Source organism: Methylocystis sp. NC52PC, assembly GCF_055698645.1.
The window spans coordinates 3,469,061-3,489,082 of record NZ_CP170127.1 but is presented as its reverse complement, the minus strand read 5'-3'; the positions used below and the strand labels follow the sequence as shown (position 1 = coordinate 3,489,082).

Here is a 20,022-nt window from a genome sequence, read left to right as displayed (position 1 = left end):
ATGGGTCTCTATCGCGATTGAGCGAATACGGGGGGATGTCCCGCTTGCTGTTGAAAAGCGAGCAGCGGGCGTCGCTGGTTGAAAGACTATGCTGCCCTCGCGGCATCAGCAAGAGTTGAGCTGGCTGAAGTGACGTTCAGCTTTCGGGCGGAGAGCGCCGCCCTCAGGATCGGGAGCTGCTTGTGAGCCTTGAGCCGCCGAAAGCCCTTGGCGGCTTCTTGCATGGCTGCGCCCGCCCAACGGAGAGCCATCGACGGGGATCGCCAGTATTTCACGTTCCGGCAGACGCGCCGCAACGTCCCCATCACGTTTTCGATCATGTTCGTGCACGCGAGCGATCGCCGCAGCTCAGGCGGCAGACCCAGCCTCGTGACGGTCAGCATCTCGTCGAGCCCCTCGAGGATCGAGGCGGAAACGCCTTGCCAGTCCTTTTCAAGGCGCCGGGCGAGGTTGCGCAATAGCTTCTCGGCCTTCGAGGCGTCATTCATCTCCCATGCCTGACGCAGCACCCGGCGAACGGACGCATGCATGGATTTCGGCAGCCGGTCCAGGATGTTGCGCGCCTTGTGGATCTGGCAGCGCTGAATGGCCGCCTCGCGCCCGAAGGTCGCCCGGATCGCCTTGGCGAGCGCTTTGGAGCCGTCGATGATGAACAGGCGAGGAACAGCGGGATCGAGCCCGCGCTCGACGAGATTGTCGATCAAGGCCTGCACGGTCGCTGCGTTTTCCGTCGCGCCCTCCACCAGCCCGAGCGGATGTTTGTCGCCGCTTGCGTCAACGCCGAGCGCCGCCACGAGGGTCATGTCCTCGACCATGCGCACGCCGTCGATCTGGATCACCAACAAATCCAGGGCGGAGAGGTCCCGCGCCATCCATTCCCGCAGCCGCGCCGCCGACAGCGCCACGAACCGCCGCGACGCCGCCGATTTCGACAGGCCGGACCCGTTACGCGCCGGAACGTCGCCCTCGGGCAGCCGGACCGAACGCTTGAACCTGCGCGTCGAGACATTGATCAGCATCTGGTTCATCGCCCATTTGCCAAGCCAATCCTCGGCTTGCGCCGCCTCCCAACTGGGTAGCGCCAACTCCTTGCCGTCAAATCCGCGCAGACGCGGACGGTCGATCTCCACCTTGCCGCCATGGAAACCGATCTGGCCCCTCGTCTTACCCCAGCGATGCGCCCGTCGCCCTTTGCCGCGCCCATGCCGAGGGCCGCAGGCCGCCGTCGCGTCGCTCTCCATCATCTCGGCCAGCGCCTCCATGCCCGAGACAAGGCAGAAGCTCTCGAAACTCGCCGTCATGTTGGCCAGCGCCTGCGCCTTCCAGGCGCTCGCGGGAATCGCCGTCGATGTGATAGCTTGGTTCATGGCGTTGCTTTCCTTCTGTGGAATCAGCACCCCGAGCCTACAAGCTCAAGGTCAGCAACGCCGCTCCTCCTATTTCAACATCGTTCGGGACATCGCCGAATACGGTCCCTCGCCGTTAGGGGTGTGTGCAACTCCGTTTGCGGAAGCGGAAGCGGCAACCAACGGTTCTGTCCGTTCCCTTCTGGCTTTCTCTCCCCGTGAGCAAGTGGACTCAGTTCGCTAAGTCTCGGCCCCTTGGCGCTCAGCATTTAGCACCTTGTAGACCATTGCCCGCTTGCACCCGACCTTGGCGGCAATGTCGGTAGCGCCCATCCCTTGCGCCCTGAGTTCTCTGATCATGTTGTGATCAAGCTTTGCGGGTCGTCCCTTGTAGACCCCCTCGGCCTTGGCCTTCTCAATCCCGGCCCTCTGGCGTTCTTTGATAAATCCGAGTTCCATTTCCGCGACCATGCCAAGCACCGTGAGGACCATGCGCCCCATCGGGCCAGCAGTGTTTACCTCAGGCTCAAGCACCCTGAGGCTCGCTCTTTTCTGTTCTAGCTCATGGACCAGATTGAGAACGTCTCGCGTCGATCTGCCCAACCTGTCGAGCTTGACCACTACAAGCTGATCACCCGGCCTAACGAAGTCCATTATGGTCTCAAGCTCGCTGCGTCCCTCTCTGGATCGCCCTGAGACTTTCTCTTGCCGAATGACCTCGCACCCTGCCGCCTTCAATCGCTCGACCTGAGTGTCCGTCTTCTGGTCTGTGGTGCTGACTCTCGCATAGCCGATTACGGTCATTGTTGAGCCTCCTGTGTCTACTCTGGGTTCACCCTCGGTATGTGTCTACCAAGAGTCCGAAAAGCGTCTACCTTGGGTTCATGGTAGATTAGTAGACGCTACGACTCCCACAGTCAAGAACCAAAGTAGACAGCGGGACAACAGTCATTCGGTCAGCACCTCGCCTCAATGACGGCCAGACGAAGCCCTCTTTTGGGAACAGTCTTTTACGCCTCATAGTTGATAAGCTTGGAAGAGTGGGAAGACCTTGCCCTACATTGAGACGAACATGCCGTGGGTGCGTCAGCTAAGTCGAGCGTCTATCAAACGGCAGGGACTCCTGCCTTGGACCGTTGCCCTAGCCATGTTCACCGCAAGTGTAGCAATACGCTACCCGCTCTCGCCTTTTGTCGAAGGGATGGCGTTCATCACCTTCTACCCTGCCATCATTGCTGCAACGCTATTATGCGGCTGGCAACAGGGAACCTTCGTCCTCCTCCTGTCGGCCTTCACAGGTTGGTATTTGTTCTTGGACCCTACCTTAGCCGCCAAGGGTCCGCAGAGCATCGGAGCAGTTGCTGTCTTCCTTTTCGTAGGGGGCTTCGACGTTCTTCTGGTTGCTGCCCTGCGCGAGGCAATCAGGCGTCTTGAGATAGCGAGGGCGGCGCAAGAAACATTATTTGGCGAGTTGCAACACCGTGTCGCCAATAATCTGCAACTGGTCGTCTCGCTGCTCCGCAACGCTCAGCGTAACCTGCGCAATCCTGTGTTGGCGGCGGAAACGCTGACTGACGCTGAGGAGCGCATCTTGGCCATGTCGCAGTTACATCGTCGCCTGAACGACGGGACTGCGTTCACGTACGGCCTGAACACGCTGCTACGAGAAATGCTCTCAAACGCTTTCCGTGACTTACCGGTTACCTTCCAAGTTGACGTAAGCGAGGATCTGCCGGACCTCTCGATAGATCAGATGACGGCGGTAGCCCTCTTGGTGAACGAAGCGGCCCTCAACGCTGCCAAGCATGTGTTCTCCAAGGGTCTCGGCAAGAGCTTCAATGTCACCTTGTCTAAGGACGAAAGCGGCCGTCTCCATCTAACGATCAAAGACGATGGGCCAGGTATGTCCGCCGAGGTCATCGATGCGCAAGCCCGCTCGTTGGGGATGGGCATTATGGAGTCGTTTGCAAAGCAGCTAGGCGGGCCATTAGAGGTAGGACAGGACGCTGGCACATCGTTGAGCGTTGAGTTCACCTGTCCCTGAGCAGCGCCTTCGGCTGCTACGAGCGGGCTTGCCGTCTTAACAAGCTTGCAAGAGCTATCCCCGTCCGCACTGAATAGACCGGGCCACCCAGACGGGGGAAAAGTTTGCCGTAGGCAATAGCGTATAGGCTAAGACATTTTTTTCTACTTTTTATACGCCCGCGAGCGGAACAGTAAAAATGTTCAGATAGAGCTTGTCTCAAGCGTCCTTGACGGAGTGACATTCGTATTGCAGCGTGCTGCACTTTGCGAAAGCAGGAATAAAGGGGGCATATTGATGCGAAATCCGCGTTTTTTCTCGAGGGTTCTCTCAACAACGCTATCCTCGATCTTGGCTGTGGTGTTGTTGACCAGCGGCGCAGAAGCCAAGAATACATCCCCGAACCAGCAGAATACGCAGACGAAAGCTGGGCGCTCAATGAGCGAGGAGCATCCGGCCGCTCAACCTCAATCCGAACAGCCTAGCGGGCTGTCTGCCTCCGACGAGACCAACCCTACACTTTCCGCTCTCCGGTCGCTTGATTGGAGGGTATCTCCACAGATTGGCGACCTTGGGAATGAAGCTTCAATCGGCTTATCGCCTGGCCTGACTTTCTTGGGAGCCTCAGATACCAATCGTTTCCTACAGTTGAATGAAAATCTGCCTTGCATCGACAAAAGCTGCTACACGCTGGCGACAACCAGCCTCCAATGGTTTGCCATATTCAGTTTTGATCAAGCAGGATATGTGCGCGATGACGAGCAAATCGACCCTGACGCTCTTCTTAAAGTCCTTAAAGCAAACAACCTCGAAGCGATAGAAGAAAGAAAACGGCGTGGTTTGCGTCCTCTTTATCTTGAAGGTTGGTATACGCCTCCTCATTACGATGTGGTCACCAAACGTTTGGAGTGGGCTACGAAGGCAAGAGGCGAAGACGGAGGCATAACTGTAAACTATTCGATCAGGTTATTGGGCCGGGACGGCGTTATGAGCGCGGTTCTTGTGTCCAGCCCACAGACGCTTGATGAAGATTTGAAAGCTTTCAAAGCCGCCCTCAAATACTTCAAGTTCAAACCCGGCAAGACTTATGCGGAGTATCGACAAGGAGATAAGGTCGCAGAATATGGACTCACCGCACTAATCGTGGGTGGAGCCGCTGCCGCTGCAGCTAAATCCGGCATTGGTAAAGGTGCGATGGCTTTGGGCGCAGGGCTAGTAAAGGGGCTGGCACTGGGCGCGCTTGCTTTGATCATAGGAGCGTTCAGCTACGTCAAAAATCTCTTCACTAAGAACAAGCAAGCATGATCATTTCGGATGGTGCGTTCTGGTTGTTGGCGTTCGCCCTGTATTTCATCGACAACGTGAAGTTGATCGAGAGAGAGGAGCTAGTGCTAATCGAGACCCTGTCGCTACGCATTGAGCCAAGGCTAATGCAGTTTCCTGTTGAACTCAGGGGCCGGTGTTTGGTCCTACTCAATCCCCTCCTTCCGTTCCTCCTTGCTTTCAAGATCAGATGGCCAAGGGAAGGCGGTCGAGAGACCCGACAGGCTCGACGTGACAGACACATCATCCTTGGTCTGCAAAGGCGAGTGCTGCCTCTGCGTATACTCGCATCCTTGAGCTTCGCTGCGCTTTTCCTCGCCGGTCCTATCCTCACGTGGGGAGGTGGATTGGCATCGGCGTTACTTATCCTTGCGCCTGTTCACTTTGCTCTACTCTTGTCTCTCCTGTTCTTGATTTCAATCGACCCTTTCGGTCTGACAACGCGCCGTTGGCTTCTCTTTGCACTGGAATGTGTAGTCTGTCCTATGTATCTCCCGACTCTCTTGCGGCGACTATCTTGGCAGACAGAGCTTGCATCCAATGGGGTTGACTTCGCAAGCCGCTACAGTCCGATAGAGTCTCTACCTGATTTGCGCAGGGCGGTAGATGCACGGTTATCGGAGTCGGGCGAAACATCCGACGATATGCAAAATGAAGGGTCTCCGAAATACCTCGGAAGTGATGACTGACATGGACATAGGACCAGAGCATATTGTTGCGGTTATCGGTGCCGTTGCGGGGTATGCGGTTGTTTCTGGGATAATAGGGTTTCGGAACAAACGAGTGTCGGCAAAAAAAGCTAACTCTCGTTCGGAGTCGTCTTCCAACTCGAAAGAGCGATCTGGTTCTGAAAGTGGGCCAAAGCCGGGAAGCAACACTCGGTCTCAGAAGAAGCAACAATGGTTTGAGGTTCTGGGCGTGTCGCCTTCCGCTTCTCTCGATCAGATAAAGTCGGCTTACCGAGCCAAGATTAGTGGCTACCATCCTGATAAGGTCGCAACGCTGGCTGACGAACTGAAAATCCTAGCGGAAGAGCGATCTAAGGAAATCAACGATGCATATGCAACAGCCTTGCGCTTGAGGACGTAAGAGGCAACCACAATCACGGCAGATGCACCCCGAAATGACTGAGCAAAGGCTTCAACACTTGGTAAGCCGGCCCTAAGGATCCAACAAACTTCGTAGTTTCTGCGATAGAACGTAAACCTGATGCGATCTTGAGGTTGTTGCTATGAGGCTTCTCTGCCTCACTCTTCGTGTCTATCACCAGTTCCTTCAAGTCATTCAGATTGCCTATGGAGCGGTTTTCCGGCTTCTCCAACTCCTGTAGGCACATGTCGAGTGCGGAGACCACCTGCTGCTTTACACCAGCGTCAATGTGCTGATGAACGGTAGCTTGGTTTCCATCGCCGGTCTGAACAAGTCCTACAGGGCCATTAATCGTGATGTTCGGTCCTGTCTTTGAGGTAGCGCGGTTTGCCGCCGCTGTGAGCTCAAGTTCCGTTCTTAACTTGTCAATCAATCTTGGAGCCTCCCCGTTGAAATCCGCGAGCAACTGACCGCTCACCCCACTAAACCCACCGGACGCATATCCTGGCTTTGATAATAGCGTATGTTCCAGTGAAGTTGATTGCGCCTTTATCGACTCCTCTAGAAGTGAGGACGCCGCCGATACTGTCTTAGAGTCCAGAGCGACATTGTGAGCGGCAAGGCATCGCAGTAACTGCCCAAATATATAATGCGCCCTTGACTTCAAAGAGTTTCTTGCATCCTCCCGCAACTGCACCATTAGGTTACCCGAATGGAGCATCCCTGCCATTGATGCTCTTCCAGTCGTGGCAGTCATCTTTTCATCCAAGGCTCGATCCATGTCCACCATCTCATGCTCAACTACCTTGAAGAAATGATTTTTTACTTCTTCTGGTATCAAACCAACCTCCTATTTCAACTTGCTGTCAAAGCTGAAAAATCCAGCTTGAACCTCATCATCAACGAAGCGCGAAAGGAAGGCGCAGGAAGAAACCCAAGAGTTATGCTCTTCCCACGCCCCGCCAGGCTTTGATTACCTACTGAGCGCCCACGCCACCAAGCCCTTTTGGTAGACCTTCTGCCCTGGACTGTTTTAGCGACAATGACTCAGCTATTACTTATCATCCCGCTTAGCTTCTTAGCTACATCCTCAGCTTTCAAGTGAGTGTATCTGAATAACATCCTTACGTCTTTGTGTCCGCTGATCAGTTTTACCTCTGGAACTGACAGGCCAACCTCAAAAAAACGACTTATTGCTTCGTGCCTCAGGTCATGGAAGCGAAGGTCTTGTATCCCTGCTCTGCGCTTAAGTCGTTCCCACGCAAGCCTGAGAGCGTTGGCAGACAGTGGGAAGACAAGGACGAGGTTATTTTGCTCGGCCTTGATTGTGAGTAGGTCGGCAAGGATGTTGATAGCGAGGGAAGACAGAGGAACCGCCCTAGCTTCACCGTTCTTGGTCAAAGGCAGGAAGGCCACTCGGTTCGCTAAATCGACATTGGTCCAAGTGAGTGACAGAATCTCACCCCGGCGCATCCCTGTAGCGATGGCGAACGTGATGGCGTGTTTGATGTAAGGATTTCGAGTTGCTTGTAGACCTTCGGCAATCTTGCAGGCGTCCTCATCCGTCAAACGCCTGTCTCTCGCTATACCTGATGAGGGCTTGGCGATTCCTGCGACTGGGTTCTTGTTCAGAAGGGACGCAACGCCCCACTCGGAGGCTGCAATCTGTAGGCAATGTTGGAGGATTGCCAACTCACGCCTGACCGAGGAACCCTTTACTTTCGCAAGCCTGTCATCCCTGTAGGCGGCAACCTCAACTGAGGTCAGCTTGTCGATAGCCTGCGACGCTATCCTGTGAGCCTTAAGCGTCTTGAGCCTATAGCGTTCGGCTGATTTGCCTCGCTTGGTAGGCGTTACGTCCCGCTCATACCTGTCTAACAGGTCAGACAGAGTGAGCTTCGTTATGCTACTCTCACGCTTAGGCTGGCTCTGTAGAGCGACCTCTGTTCGCTTAGCCCACGCCTCAGCATCACTCTTGCGGTCAAATGATCGGCTGATAGGAGCCTGATCTTTGAGCCTGACCTGAGCCTGCCACTTACTTCCACGCTTCCTGAACGTAGCCATAGAGCTTCACTCGCTTGCTGTGACAAGCGGTGTGACAGACTGGCTTTTCAGGGGTAGGCGGGTTGTTTAACCCTTTGATTTACTTGGTGGAGCTGGGGGGATTCGAACCCCCGACCTCTGCAGTGCGATTGCAGCGCTCTCCGAATTCGCTTCGCTCATTCGACGCAATCAAAGATTGCTACCATCTGAGCTACAGCCAAGAAATCAAACGGTTAGCTGGTCTAGCATCTCCTTCAGATGCAACGTCTTAGGATAGCAAATGTGGGTCAAAACACAACAAAAAAGGCTCCAACTGCTCCAGAATTGCTCCACTCTCTCAGCTCCTAACAAACTGGTTTAATTGAGCTTTTGCCTTGCAGCTCTCCACCGGAGAGCCTTTAGAGCCCGAAGGGCGATGGACGCGAAGCGTCCCTGGATGCCTCAGGACGGGTGACAATGCTGGTTGCCGGGGGGCGTAGCCCCCAGGAGTCGCGAAGCGACGGGAGCTAAGTCTGTCGGCTGTGAGAATGGTCTGAGGGGAGGCAGGAGAGTTAGCTCCTAAAGCTACGTTTCAGCGTCTGCTGTCCAAAAGCTTGTGCAACGCCGGTGTCCACGCCAGGATGGTTCGATTTTGGAGTGTATTTGGACGGCCGTGATGTGTGCAGAGTTGTTGTCGTACGTCGAGGCAAGTGCTGGTCGGGGCGGTCTTGCTAAGCTGCTGTTCTTCTGGTGGAACGGTTCGAGGCTTAACTGTGCCGCTAAAGGAATAGTCATTGCGACAGCGTCTGCGAATCGGTCAATTGAATATCGTGAATTGTCGCGGGCTTTGTACCTGCCCGGGCGGGTTTGGAGTTCAATCATCATTGAGCTGGTTGGCGGAGAGACGCTAAAGGTTTCTGGCTTATCCAGGAAGGATGCTCGCACTCTCTATCGAGCGATTGTGCGTAATCAAATAGTTCATGTGCGTAATATGGCCGCGTCGTTAAGCGGACCTTTGAATAGGGCGAATGATAGCGTTTCCTCGATCTTATCTGGCAGGCAGTATGTTGCTGCGTTTTGGGTTGATGAGCTTCAATCTTTGCTCGATACCCTTTCTCCGCTTTTCCGGCTGCATATTTGGCATGGGATGCTCTCGCCAGACCTGGAGTCAAAAGCTGGGCGGGTGGCCGGTTTTCTTGCGGATCACGAAACCTACCGGGATATTCTCAACTCGAGATTCGTAGAAAGAGAACTTAATAGATTACGGGAATTCTTCGACGCCATAGAGGGCCATCCGCTTACGCCATCTCAAAGACGGGCCGTTGTCGTAAACGAAAATAGAAATCTGATCATAGCAGGGGCCGGTTCAGGAAAAACTTCTGTGCTTGTTGGAAAGGTGGGTTACCTCATTCGTGAGGGTCTTCGGCAGCCTGAGGAAATACTGTTGCTGGCATTTAACACGAACGCGGCCAATGACATGGCGAAACGTCTTCTGGATAGCTTCGATGTATCGGTAGCAGCAAAGACGTTTCATTCCCTCGGCATGTTGATAATCAAGGAAGTAGAGGGTCGACAGTCGCGTGGGGTGCGGCACGGTTAGGTGAGACAGCCGGCTGCGGTAATTTGAACCGCAACCGGAGATTTGAAAGTGACCAAGGAAGAGAAGGTTAGCGCCAGGGGCCGGCGTTTTTCCGTTCAGCGCAAGATGGCGGTCGTGGCCCGCCTCCTACGCGGAGAGCCGTTGGAACTGGTGGCTCGCGAGACCAATGTCACCATCCAGAAGCTGACCGAATGGCGGGATCGGGCTCTGGCGGGGGCCGCCTCGGCTCTGAAAGAGCGCGAGCGGGATGACCGCGACGATGAGATCGCCCGGCTGAAGGCCAAGGTGGGCGAGATCACCATGGATAACGAGCTTCTCTACGCCAAGATTGACGTCCTGGAAAACAAACGCCCTTTGGCCCGCCGGAGGCCGAGGAAATGAGCCGGGCTCGTTCTCTGTCTTTCGGTCGCATCTATGGATTGTCGCGCGTGACGCGGGTGTGGGGCCTGTCGCGGGCAACCGTGTATCGATCTCGCGTGGAGACGCCTGAAGACACTCCCCGACGTCGACCCGGCCCCATTGGGGCATGTTCGGATGCCGAACTGGCGGATCACATCCGTCGCGAAATCGAGGCCTCTGAATTCCATGGCGAAGGCTACCGGAAGATATGGGCGCGGCTACGAGTCTCCAGCGTGCGCGCCAGTCCCCGACGGGTGCGGCGCGTGATGCGCGAACATGGATTGCTTGCGCCGCATCGAGTGGTGTCGGCGTCGGCCAAGACGCATGACGGCACGATCGTCACCGATCGTGTCAACGAAATGTGGGGAACCGACATGACACAAACGGTTACGACCGATGAAGGCAAGGCTTATGTGTTCGTCGCCGTCGAACACGCCAACTCGGAGGTCGTCGGCGTTCACGCCGCAAAATCAGCCAATCGGTTCGAGGCGCTGGAGCCTGTTCGACAGGGCGTGAAACGCTGCTTCGGCGCGATCGCTCCAGAAATCGCCTGCGGATTGAGACTGCGTCACGATCACGGGTCCAATTACATGTCGGAAGATTTTCAGTCCGAGGTCAAATGCCTGGGAATTGAAGCCTCGCCCTCTTTCGTGCGAGAGCCCGAGGGCAATGGCGTCGCCGAGCGCTTCATCCGGACGCTGAAGGAGAACCTGTTGTGGGTCAGGGCCTTCCGCACGATCGAGGACCTCAGGGTGGCGCTCATCGAATTCGCCGCGCGTTACAACAAAACTTGGCTCGTCGCCAGGCACGGCTACAAAACGCCCGATCAGGTGAGAGCCGAACAGCTTTCGGTTGCCAAGGCAAACATCGCAGAGCTACCCTTGGCCGCCTGAATAAGCGCAGTCGGTTGTCTCAAAACCGGGCCGCAGTACAGGTCGACAGTCGCGCGTATCGGTAGCTGCAACGGACCCTGCGGTGCGTCTCCAGGTTATTCGGGAGATTATTGAAAAGTTGTTGGTCGAGGACGAAGATTTCTCAGCTATTTTTCTCAGATGGTTCCAAAGCGAATTTGCGCCATATCGCAGCCTTTGGGAGTTCAGTTCTTGGGGCGACTACTGGCTTTATATTCGGGCAAACGACATTCGCACCTTACGGGGTGAACAAGTTAGAAGTTTTGAGGAATGCGAGATTGCCAACTGGCTTTATCTGAACGGCGTAAAATACGAGTACGAAACCGCTTATGCATACCCGGCTGAGACTGTTTACAAACCCAATTACAAACCTGATTTTTTTCTGCCGGATTACGACGTGTACCTTGAGCATTTCGCGGTTAGCCGAGATTGGAAGACGCCGCGGCGATGTCCCGAACGATGTTGAAATAGGAGGAGCGGCGTTGCTGACCTTGAGCTTGTAGGCTCGGGGTGCTGATTCCACAGAAGGAAAGCAACGCCATGAACCAAGCTATCACATCGACGGCGATTCCCGCGAGCGCCTGGAAGGCGCAGGCGCTGGCCAACATGACGGCGAGTTTCGAGAGCTTCTGCCTTGTCTCGGGCATGGAGGCGCTGGCCGAGATGATGGAGAGCGACGCGACGGCGGCCTGCGGCCCTCGGCATGGGCGCGGCAAAGGGCGACGGGCGCATCGCTGGGGTAAGACGAGGGGCCAGATCGGTTTCCATGGCGGCAAGGTGGAGATCGACCGTCCGCGTCTGCGCGGATTTGACGGCAAGGAGTTGGCGCTACCCAGTTGGGAGGCGGCGCAAGCCGAGGATTGGCTTGGCAAATGGGCGATGAACCAGATGCTGATCAATGTCTCGACGCGCAGGTTCAAGCGTTCGGTCCGGCTGCCCGAGGGCGACGTTCCGGCGCGTAACGGGTCCGGCCTGTCGAAATCGGCGGCGTCGCGGCGGTTCGTGGCGCTGTCGGCGGCGCGGCTGCGGGAATGGATGGCGCGGGACCTCTCCGCCCTGGATTTGTTGGTGATCCAGATCGACGGCGTGCGCATGGTCGAGGACATGACCCTCGTGGCGGCGCTCGGCGTTGACGCAAGCGGCGACAAACATCCGCTCGGGCTGGTGGAGGGCGCGACGGAAAACGCAGCGACCGTGCAGGCCTTGATCGACAATCTCGTCGAGCGCGGGCTCGATCCCGCTGTTCCTCGCCTGTTCATCATCGACGGCTCCAAAGCGCTCGCCAAGGCGATCCGGGCGACCTTCGGGCGCGAGGCGGCCATTCAGCGCTGCCAGATCCACAAGGCGCGCAACATCCTGGACCGGCTGCCGAAATCCATGCATGCGTCCGTTCGCCGGGTGCTGCGTCAGGCATGGGAGATGAATGACGCCTCGAAGGCCGAGAAGCTATTGCGCAACCTCGCCCGGCGCCTTGAAAAGGACTGGCAAGGCGTTTCCGCCTCGATCCTCGAGGGGCTCGACGAGATGCTGACCGTCACGAGGCTGGGTCTGCCGCCTGAGCTGCGGCGATCGCTCGCGTGCACGAACATGATCGAAAACGTGATGGGGACGTTGCGGCGCGTCTGCCGGAACGTGAAATACTGGCGATCCCCGTCGATGGCTCTCCGTTGGGCGGGCGCAGCCATGCAAGAAGCCGCCAAGGGCTTTCGGCGGCTCAAGGCTCACAAGCAGCTCCCGATCCTGAGGGCGGCGCTCTCCGCCCGAAAGCTGAACGTCACTTCAGCCAGCTCAACTCTTGCTGATGCCGCGAGGGCAGCATAGTCTTTCAACCAGCGACGCCCGCTGCTCGCTTTTCAACAGCAAGCGGGACATCCCCGACGCCGCCGTTCATTTCGGAAAGAGATTACCTGGAGGGAATCGCATGGAAGCGTGCAACACACGAGCAGTTCGGAACAGTCTTGATTGAGACTTATAGTTATGAAAAGCGCGAAGGAATCTTGCTCAGTAACCTAAGAGAAAAGTTGGTGGCGCGGCTAGGCGACAAATTTCAGCCCAAGCCGATCTCGGTAGCTGATGCGCTGCTCGCTCTAAGGCGAAGGGGCCGATTTGATGACTTTTCCACTTTGGTAAGTACATTCCTTAGGCATTACAAGGACAGCGGTATCGGAGTTAAGGAGCTGCGTTACCGAGCATCAATTGATGCAAGTTCGTTGCGGGCTTTAGCTTTTGTAGAAGTGTTTTGCTCGATTTTCGCTGCTTACCAAAACTGGTTGCGGGATCATCATTCTATCGATTTCGAGGACATGATAATTCTCGCCACTGAATATGTGCTTAGCGGGGACTACGTTTCTCCATACGGCTACATTCTAGTAGACGAGTTTCAGGACATAAGCGTTGGACGCTCAAAGTTGCTCAAGGCTTTGCTTGGCCAGCGGCCCGCCAATCAGCTTTTTTGCGTGGGGGATGATTGGCAATCAATTTACAGGTTTGCCGGAAGCGAAATCTCGGTAATCCGAGACTTTGCTGATTTGTTTGGCTGTACTGTCCGTGTCGATCTGGAAGAAAATTTCCGGTGTGTCGACAGCATTGCGGATGTCGCGTCGAAGTTCGTGCTTCGGAATGAATCTCAAATGACTAAAAACATAAACGCAGTAAAGAAAGTAGATGGGCCTGCAATTTACGTGAGATATGCGCGAGCTGAGGCAATGCAGACAGCTTTAAAAGAGATACTCCATAAGATCAGCGATCTTGCCGATGGCGAGAACTCGAAGGTGCTGCTGCTCGGTCGCTATAGGAAATCGATTGATGCAACTGCGATCTCTAATTTCACACGTGAATTCCCATCGTTAAAGTTGGAATTCAAAACTGTCCATAAAGCGAAAGGAGATGAGGCTCGATTTGTCGTTGTGCTTGACTTGGCCTCAGGTCGGCTGGGCTTTCCTACGGGAATGGTTGACGATCCCATTCTCAATCTTGTTCTGTCAACTTCCGAGACATACCCTCACTCGGAGGAGAGGCGTCTATTTTACGTTGCACTCACCCGAGCTAAGGAGGCGGTGTTTCTCTTAGCCGATCGAAATTCGCCTTCGTCTTTCGTTGTAGAGTTGGAGCGTGGCGACTATGACATACGTATCTTGAACGGCGCGCCGGTAGAGCAACAGGCTTGTCCAGTGTGCAAGGAAGGCAGGCTAACAGTCCGGCACGGCAAATACGGTGATTTCCTCGGATGCAGTTTCTTTCCACTCTGCAAACACAAGGGCAGGATTGCACGAACTGCGATTAAGGCACCGTTGAACGACGTGGGAGGGGGTAGCAGGGGGGACGGGGGGTGCCAAGTATAGGTGAATTACACCTAAATATTTTGACATGGAAATTCTGAAAAGCCCCTTAGCGATGCTAATCGCGTTGAGCAACGCTCTTGGGGTGCTTATGGGTATACTATTTATTGTTCAGTAATGAGCGTATATTCTCATAAATGCTTGTAAAATATAGGTATTGTGAGTATAGAGCATTCCCTATGGTTGTAACAGATACTTTCTTTTGCGCACTAGAGAACGCTTCCGCGTCTGGAGTATTGCTTTAGGGGCCGGCTAATCGAGCCGGCAAAGAAAAAACAAACAAAAGATAAACTAAAGGGGCCCAACTCCTAGAGTCGGCCCCTTAAGTAGGTGGTCCTTTTTTGGTTCCTTTAACCAAAAGAGATTGAGGTCGCCGAAAGGCCCCTGACCAGTAAGGGCTAAAAGTACTCAGAAATCCATATAGAGGTCTCTTATTGGCTTTTTGAGTACTTCTTATGGCGAGAGCCTCTACTGCGCCAAAGCCTCATTTTTATCTAAGCTATCGAAGAAACGGTTTATGTTGTTCTTTCCAATTCCGAGGGCTTTTCCTATTTGAGTCTTGTTCATTTTCGGGAACTCGGGTTTAGACTTTAGCTCCTCGAACCGCTCCTTCAGCTCTTGCTGTCTCTTGGTGAGTTTCTTTGGAATAGGGTTCCAATCGACTACGGTGCAACCAGGAAAGACCCTCTCAAGCATAGCTCTCGGAAACCCTGTTCCTCTATTGGTGCTGAAGATCATGTGGAGGGTGACGCCCTGGGGGCATTGGGTTCCGATGCTCTTTCGTACTGCTCCTCTGCAGGCTGCCTGATAGACATTGTGTTTAAACTCTCCGAGTCTGGTTCCTTGAAAGTCCTCGTCTGAGAAATCCTCCTCCACCTTGGCCCCTTTCGCTCCTCTGCCTATGGCTTCGTACTGGCTGGTGGCGTAGTTGAGCAGATCGGCAAGGATGACGTGTTCACAGTCCACGTAGTCGTTTGTGGCTGTGTGCTGCCCCCAGGTGCAGAAGCTGACGTTCGATCTATCCCTGATCCGTTCCCGAATCTCCTTCTCCCAATCTAGGTCTTTTTTGCCTCTCGGCTTCTTATGGACGACGAGGATTCGCTCGTCTTCTGGGATTGACGTAATCGCTTTCACAACTCCGTCGACTAGCTTCTTTCCGTTCGCGGGGTTTTGTTTGGCGTCTCTACCGCTGCCTCTGTCCCAGTGAAAGACGGTCAATCCTTCGTAGGTCTTTTGAGGTGAGTGCAGGAACTTGATGCCGTGGCGATGCTCATACCAGAGCCGATAGGTTTCTCTCTGCGATCCTGAGGCGTCCATAATCAGCATTGGCCCGAGGTCTTTCGGAAGGAAATCCTCGTAGTCCAAAGCCGTAATGGTGTTCTGGTCCTTCCTGACTCGGCAAGGCTTGTCACTGAGCTTCCAAAGGTATTCAGCTGCCGCTCTATGTCTCGGCGTCTCCACTAGCCCGACGATCTCGTTCAACGCAAGGCGATGGCGATGGATGTCAGGAACAATCACAACGTCTTTGTCCTTTGCGTTCTCCAGTTCCTTTCGGAAGTCGGATAGCTCTTTTGCTAGCGCCATCTCTCCAGCAAACCGAAGCGGGTCCAGCAACCCTGATATGGACCATTCGTCCACAGTGAAGTGATTAGACGGTAGGATTGCCTCGTCCCAAATCTTGACTTGCCTCGGCTTGCCATTCCAAAGGAACTGTCGGATAGACTCGAAGCTGTCTGTACTTCGACAGCAAGCTTCGAGCATCTGCTGGGTTGTAAACAGGACTCGGGCTTGCTGCTTGTCCGTATTTCCAAGGGCCAAAATCTCGGGATAGTGTCGGCTAACGATGGTTGAAAAGTCATTGGTTGGCAGGCCCATGTCCTTAGCCAGCTTCGCTATTTCCCCCACCCTTGAAAGAAAGATAATCACTCCTGTATCGGTGTAGTCCGTCATCTTGCTTAAGTTTCGGATTGCTTGGATGATCGTGGAGGTTTTACCGATGCCTGGAGCAAGACAGCTGACGTAGAAGCTACTGTCTTTCAGGCTCCCGTCGGCCATGCCTTGGATGACTTTCGCCGCTTCCTCCAGCCCGTCCATTTGGTCAACGGAGGGGTCGTGGCCGTACTCTTTGAACTTGCTCTCTAGGTTTGCTCGGGTCCGCTCTGTGAGGTCATCTGGCTTCCTCGGGATATCAACTCTGGTCACTGGTATTGACTTGTTATTCATCAATGAAAGAAAAACCCTGTTAAAAAAGAGGGGACTGATCGCTTCCCCTCTTTTAGCTGTTAATATAAACTGCGTTAGCCGTTAACGTTGGTACATGGTCTTTGCCAGGAAACGCTCATTCGGTGTGAATGAGAAGAATCCAGGCAGCCGGAAGATGGTGTCTAGGCTTGCAGACCCCATGATTTGGGAGAAGTCCTCCCGACTAAGGTCGCCATCTACAACCCAATAGGCAAACCATTCCCCGATTCCTGTAGCCACAACAGCTGAAGGGGGAAGACGCTTGGAGAAGCATGAAAGGTCGCCGTCCTTCTCTGTCTTCCAGACTACGCGTATTCGGTCCTCGTCATTCAATCTGACGAAGATGCCTGAATGCCTGTTGTCCCTTTCAAGCTGATAACCAATCTCGTCGAGGTGCCCCTTGTACTCATCAAAGGCAGGCCAGGTCTTGGGAGCGTCCCTGTTCTCTCGGATGGCTACGAATTGCCAGTCCTTCTTACCTGGCTCAATGGCATTCAAGAAGGATTGAGCTTGGTAGAGGCTTCGCTGGGGGCGGACTAACGCTTCTTCTCGAAACAAACTAGACAACGAAATAGCAGCTCCTTTAACTGGGTAATGAGAAGAAGAAATGAAATGTAAAAGCTCTCAAGCAAGGGCCGCTCCCTTAAGGACCTTCGGTCCATGGCCTTGGGCCTTAAGGAAATCTCGGTCCCTTCGGGTGGCATGGCCTTTGACGAGAACAAGATTGGATCGCCGGAGGTTTGAAGGGTCTCCGTCGATGTAAGCTACTTGCTGCCCCCAGCCTGCTCCGGTGAGAACCCTACTGACGTAAACGTAATTGTTAGGGGAGTTACTTTCCGGGGCTGTGATATGCCCGTTAGGCAGTCTGTTCCAGTTGAAGCTCAAACCCAATGAATCTAGGAATTGGATATCGTCCTTATCGAGGATGGCTGCCCCCTTCCTGCCGTCTTGGACTGGGACTATCGCTACTTCTCTGGCGCTCTCGTCCCTTAGAAACTTAATCTCTTTGAAATCGTCACTCGTCATTGATTGCGCTGTTCTCCAGGAAAGACTCGATAGCATGTTTGGCCGTGGCCCTATCGGTCCATTGGCCTAGTAGAAATTTCGGAACCTTGCCCTTCGGGTCCTTGTGTCGAATTACCCAAAGGGAGAAGGGAGGCTCTTTCTTGATAATGAAGTCTCCACAAGGGGTCTCGCCCTTGATGTCCTCAAGGTAGTCGGATTCTAGCTGGAGGCGTTCGGCTTGGGTCCTACTCATTGTTGGTCTCCGTGGTCATGGGATTTATTAGCGTTGCTAAACGCGATGACTCGCTCATGGCCAGGGTTTCCAGCGTTATAGAGAAGACGCTGGCCTTCATGCTCCAGCATTTCTCCCAGCTTGATTAGGATATCGGCGGAGCTTTGATATTGACGGACCAAGGCTTCAAACTCTTTGGCGCAAGCGAGATCAACGAAGGTGTCTGACATTAGCGGTTACCTCCGTCGAACAGGTCGAGGCTGTAATTGACTGGCTCTTCCTTGGGTTTGGTCTCATGGGGCTGCTCAGTCTGGTTGCCTCGGTAGCCCAGCCTCCCGGCTTCCTCTCGGAGCTTATTGGCCAGCATAGCCAGGGTTGCCTGCTCTCCACCATAGCGGTTGAGGAGCTGCTCGTAGGCTCGGTTAACTTCAAGCTCTGTGAGCATACGCTCAGCTTCATTTTGGTTAGCCTTGCTACGGATCGCTTTATCTGAGAATTTGTTAAAAGACATTGGGTAATACTTCCTTTAATAATGTATAGGCTCTAGGATTCCCTAGGAAGCCCACTGGTGAGCTTTAGTGATTTTGGCAGGGGGTATAGTTCCCCAGCCCTAAAGCCCACTGTACGGGCTAACTGTGGGGTTTCTAGAGGCTATTGGTTGGTTAGGTGTGATAGGAGCCTAGCATACGGCCTCCTAAAGGGGGCTGTCTTGCCAGTATTCTCTATCTGTGCTAAGGGGGAGGGGTAGATTAGGGCGGAGCCCTTTATAAAAATATATAATAATATTAAAATCTAACCTCTCCGATACACAGCTCTGAGAAAGATTAACCTCCGCTTGGAGCCTCTGGGGCTCACGACTTCGGTATTTCTTTCCCAGAGCTATACCTTAATTTTAAACTAAACTGTAGATACTGTCAAGAGCTAAAGTTTAGCAGCGATGTCTTGCGCTTTCAGTTTTGTGTAAACTGCCAGCATTCTGGTGTCCTTATGGCCGCTACAGACGGCAACCTCCGGGACGGATAGACCAAGCTCGAATAGCCTGCTGATGTTTTCCCGGCGCAGATCGTGAAACCGTAGGTCTGTGATGCCTACTCGGGCCTTAACTCTCTGCCATGCCAGCCTAACGGCGTTGCCAGTGATAGGAAAGACTAAGCCTCTAGGCTGCCTCGGAAGCTGAGACAGGACTTCCAGGGCTGCGGGAGACAGGGGAACCGTCCTAGCGTCGCCATTCTTGGTGAGGGGCAGGTGAGCTGTCCGCTGCTCCAGGTCCACGTTCTCCCATCTGAGGGCGATTACTTCGCCTCGCCTCATACCCGTCGCCAAGGCGAATAGAAAGACAGACCGCACCAAGGGGTTCCCACATTGCCTGAGGGCCTGGTCCAGCGTCTCAAACTCTCCAGCCTCAAGCCTTCTGGTTCTGGCCTTGCCGTTGGAAGGCTTGGAAACCTCTGCACAGGGGTTAGCTTTGAGCGCTACTCCCCATTCCCTTTTCGCAATCTCAAGGCAGTGCGAGAGGATGGCCAGCTCCCGCCTTACTGAGCCGCTGGAGACCTTCTGGAGCCTGTCGTCTCGATAGGAAGCCACGGCTGCGGGAGAGAGGTTCTTGAGCGATAGAGCGGCTATCGGATGGGCCAGCATCGTCTGGAGCCGATAGGCTTCCGAATGACTGCCTCTCTTAGTGGGGGTGATCTGCTCCAGGTAGCGGGTCAGTAGGTCCCTAAGGGTCGTCGCCTTCAGCTCGTTGTGGTTGAGCGGTAGCTCGCCCCTGTCGATTGAGCGCTCTTTATCCCTCGCCCATTTCTCTGCATCTGATTTTGAAAGGAAGGACTTTGAAAGGGACGGGAAGCCTGCTCTCCTGATCTGAGCTTTCCAGCGATTACCCCGTTTCGTGAAGGTGGCCATGCCAACTGCTCCAAATTTGCTCCAGGAGCATCTTTGAAGGAGTAGGCTATCTAGCTAAGTGTCTGATTTACCTGGTGGAGCTGGGGGGATTCGAACCCCCGACCTCTGCAGTGCGATTGCAGCGCTCTCCCATCTGAGCTACAGCCCCGAGCCGTGGGCGGGTGAGTATACGCCGCGTCTTTCCCTGTCAATCGCCCATCGGCGTTTTGCGCGTTTTTTCCCCTTTGCGCCTGCGGCGCCGGGGGGAGGTTGCCGGGCGGGGGCAGGGAGGCTAGACAGGCCACGGCCCTTCATTTGCGGGACAAACTCATGTCTTATGCGGTCCTTAATCTTCTGCTCACGATCCTCGACCTTTACTGGTGGATCGTGATCGTTTCGGTGATCCTCTCCTGGCTCGTCGCCTTCGACGTGCTCAATACCCGCTCCCAGGCGGCGCAGACCATCTGGCGCGCGGTCGACGCCTTGACCGAACCGCTTTTGCGCCCGATCCGCTCGGTGCTGCCGGCGATCGGCGGTCTCGATCTGTCGCCGCTGATCCTGCTTCTCGGCATCCAATTCCTGCAAAATCTTCTGACCCACAGCGTGGGCTGA

18 protein-coding genes, 1 tRNA gene and 1 pseudogene are annotated in these 20,022 nt (G+C 54.6%); 9 read left to right on the top strand and 11 right to left on the bottom strand.

Annotation, left to right across the window (positions count from 1 at the left end; all coding sequences use genetic code 11):
• Positions 1-86 precede the first annotated feature (86 nt).
• Together ACETII_RS19145 and ACETII_RS19140 are read right to left on the bottom strand one after the other, a co-directional pair.
• The gene (locus tag ACETII_RS19145; RefSeq protein WP_472785725.1) at positions 87-1,367 is read right to left on the bottom strand and encodes an IS256 family transposase; all 1,281 of its coding nucleotides are present in this window, start codon (positions 1,365-1,367) and stop codon (positions 87-89) included.
• A gap of 219 nt (positions 1,368-1,586) precedes the next feature.
• Positions 1,587-2,150, bottom strand: coding sequence for a recombinase family protein (locus tag ACETII_RS19140; RefSeq protein WP_472786595.1), 564 nt, complete (start codon positions 2,148-2,150; stop codon positions 1,587-1,589).
• A 277-nt stretch (positions 2,151-2,427) separates the two neighbouring features.
• Between ACETII_RS19140 and ACETII_RS19135 the strand changes: the two genes are divergently transcribed.
• The 3 genes from ACETII_RS19135 to ACETII_RS19125 all read left to right on the top strand — a co-directional run bounded on the left by ACETII_RS19135 (position 2,428) and on the right by ACETII_RS19125 (position 5,781).
• Positions 2,428-3,390 (top strand): sensor histidine kinase, encoded by a 963-nt coding sequence (locus ACETII_RS19135; protein ID WP_472788191.1) that lies wholly within the window; start codon positions 2,428-2,430, stop codon positions 3,388-3,390.
• Positions 3,391-3,606: 216 nt separating this feature from the next.
• Positions 3,607-4,674 (top strand): DUF2167 domain-containing protein, encoded by a 1,068-nt coding sequence (locus tag ACETII_RS19130; RefSeq protein WP_472786594.1) that lies wholly within the window; start codon positions 3,607-3,609, stop codon positions 4,672-4,674.
• A gap of 699 nt (positions 4,675-5,373) precedes the next feature.
• A complete protein-coding gene (locus tag ACETII_RS19125) occupies positions 5,374-5,781 on the top strand; it encodes a J domain-containing protein (protein WP_472786593.1) in 408 nt (135 codons plus the stop codon).
• Between the two features lie 13 nt (positions 5,782-5,794).
• On the opposite strand, the gene ACETII_RS19120 is transcribed toward ACETII_RS19125, so the two are convergent.
• Positions 5,795-6,622, bottom strand: a complete 828-nt coding sequence (locus ACETII_RS19120) for a hypothetical protein (protein WP_472786592.1) — start codon at positions 6,620-6,622, stop codon at positions 5,795-5,797.
• 206 nt (positions 6,623-6,828) lie between these two features.
• Positions 6,829-7,845 carry a site-specific integrase gene (locus tag ACETII_RS19115; protein WP_472786591.1) on the bottom strand — a complete coding sequence of 339 codons (1,017 nt, stop codon included), beginning with the start codon at positions 7,843-7,845 and terminating at the stop codon, positions 6,829-6,831.
• A 634-nt stretch (positions 7,846-8,479) separates the two neighbouring features.
• Here ACETII_RS19115 and ACETII_RS19110 point away from each other — a divergent pair.
• The 5 genes and pseudogenes from ACETII_RS19110 to ACETII_RS19090 all read left to right on the top strand — a co-directional run bounded on the left by ACETII_RS19110 (position 8,480) and on the right by ACETII_RS19090 (position 14,054).
• The gene (locus ACETII_RS19110) at positions 8,480-9,403 is read left to right on the top strand and encodes a UvrD-helicase domain-containing protein (protein WP_472786590.1); all 924 of its coding nucleotides are present in this window, start codon (positions 8,480-8,482) and stop codon (positions 9,401-9,403) included.
• 42 nt (positions 9,404-9,445) lie between these two features.
• Positions 9,446-10,695 (top strand): annotated as a pseudogene (locus tag ACETII_RS19105) (IS3 family transposase).
• A gap of 82 nt (positions 10,696-10,777) precedes the next feature.
• Entirely contained in the window at positions 10,778-11,179 is a 402-nt protein-coding gene (locus tag ACETII_RS19100; RefSeq protein ID WP_472786589.1) for a PDDEXK family nuclease, read from the top strand.
• A gap of 74 nt (positions 11,180-11,253) precedes the next feature.
• Entirely contained in the window at positions 11,254-12,534 is a 1,281-nt protein-coding gene (locus ACETII_RS19095; protein ID WP_472785725.1) for an IS256 family transposase, read from the top strand.
• Between the two features lie 137 nt (positions 12,535-12,671).
• Positions 12,672-14,054, top strand: coding sequence for a UvrD-helicase domain-containing protein (locus tag ACETII_RS19090; RefSeq protein ID WP_472786588.1), 1,383 nt, complete (start codon positions 12,672-12,674; stop codon positions 14,052-14,054).
• Between the two features lie 465 nt (positions 14,055-14,519).
• Here ACETII_RS19090 and ACETII_RS19085 read toward each other — a convergent pair whose 3' ends face one another.
• From ACETII_RS19085 to ACETII_RS19055, 7 genes are all read right to left on the bottom strand, one after another.
• Entirely contained in the window at positions 14,520-16,253 is a 1,734-nt protein-coding gene (locus tag ACETII_RS19085) for a hypothetical protein (protein WP_472786587.1), read from the bottom strand.
• A gap of 102 nt (positions 16,254-16,355) precedes the next feature.
• On the bottom strand, positions 16,356-16,859 hold the full coding sequence (locus ACETII_RS19080; protein WP_472786586.1) for a hypothetical protein: 504 nt from the start codon (positions 16,857-16,859) through the stop codon (positions 16,356-16,358).
• A 57-nt stretch (positions 16,860-16,916) separates the two neighbouring features.
• Positions 16,917-17,318 (bottom strand): hypothetical protein, encoded by a 402-nt coding sequence (locus ACETII_RS19075; RefSeq protein WP_472786585.1) that lies wholly within the window; start codon positions 17,316-17,318, stop codon positions 16,917-16,919.
• 228 nt (positions 17,319-17,546) lie between these two features.
• Positions 17,547-17,759, bottom strand: a complete 213-nt coding sequence (locus ACETII_RS19070) for a hypothetical protein (RefSeq protein ID WP_472786584.1) — start codon at positions 17,757-17,759, stop codon at positions 17,547-17,549.
• Positions 17,759-18,040: a hypothetical protein gene (locus tag ACETII_RS19065; RefSeq protein ID WP_472786583.1), complete on the bottom strand. Its 282-nt coding sequence runs from the start codon at positions 18,038-18,040 to the stop codon at positions 17,759-17,761. Before ACETII_RS19065 ends, ACETII_RS19070 begins: the two co-directional genes overlap by 1 nt.
• 410 nt (positions 18,041-18,450) lie before the next feature.
• Positions 18,451-19,431, bottom strand: coding sequence for a tyrosine-type recombinase/integrase (locus tag ACETII_RS19060; RefSeq protein WP_472786582.1), 981 nt, complete (start codon positions 19,429-19,431; stop codon positions 18,451-18,453).
• A 72-nt stretch (positions 19,432-19,503) separates the two neighbouring features.
• Positions 19,504-19,579 (bottom strand) — tRNA-Ala (locus tag ACETII_RS19055).
• A gap of 161 nt (positions 19,580-19,740) precedes the next feature.
• Here ACETII_RS19055 and ACETII_RS19050 point away from each other — a divergent pair.
• A complete protein-coding gene (locus ACETII_RS19050; RefSeq protein WP_363348594.1) occupies positions 19,741-20,022 on the top strand; it encodes a YggT family protein in 282 nt (93 codons plus the stop codon).

What these genes read in the sequence shown, in the direction of transcription:
- ACETII_RS19145 (WP_472785725.1), bottom strand. Translation starts at nt 1,367, where the DNA reads ATGAACCAAGCTATCACATCGACGGCGATTCCCGCGAGCGCCTGGAAG.
- ACETII_RS19115 (WP_472786591.1), bottom strand. Translation starts at nt 7,845, where the DNA reads ATGGCTACGTTCAGGAAGCGTGGAAGTAAGTGGCAGGCTCAGGTCAGG.
- ACETII_RS19075 (WP_472786585.1), bottom strand. Translation starts at nt 17,318, where the DNA reads ATGACGAGTGACGATTTCAAAGAGATTAAGTTTCTAAGGGACGAGAGC.
- ACETII_RS19065 (WP_472786583.1), bottom strand. Translation starts at nt 18,040, where the DNA reads ATGTCTTTTAACAAATTCTCAGATAAAGCGATCCGTAGCAAGGCTAAC.
- ACETII_RS19125 (WP_472786593.1), top strand. Translation starts at nt 5,374, where the DNA reads ATGACTGACATGGACATAGGACCAGAGCATATTGTTGCGGTTATCGGT.
- ACETII_RS19050 (WP_363348594.1), top strand. Translation starts at nt 19,741, where the DNA reads ATGTCTTATGCGGTCCTTAATCTTCTGCTCACGATCCTCGACCTTTAC.
- ACETII_RS19070 (WP_472786584.1), bottom strand. Translation starts at nt 17,759, where the DNA reads ATGTCAGACACCTTCGTTGATCTCGCTTGCGCCAAAGAGTTTGAAGCC.
- ACETII_RS19110 (WP_472786590.1), top strand. Translation starts at nt 8,480, where the DNA reads ATGTGTGCAGAGTTGTTGTCGTACGTCGAGGCAAGTGCTGGTCGGGGC.
- ACETII_RS19095 (WP_472785725.1), top strand. Translation starts at nt 11,254, where the DNA reads ATGAACCAAGCTATCACATCGACGGCGATTCCCGCGAGCGCCTGGAAG.
- ACETII_RS19060 (WP_472786582.1), bottom strand. Translation starts at nt 19,431, where the DNA reads ATGGCCACCTTCACGAAACGGGGTAATCGCTGGAAAGCTCAGATCAGG.
- ACETII_RS19140 (WP_472786595.1), bottom strand. Translation starts at nt 2,150, where the DNA reads ATGACCGTAATCGGCTATGCGAGAGTCAGCACCACAGACCAGAAGACG.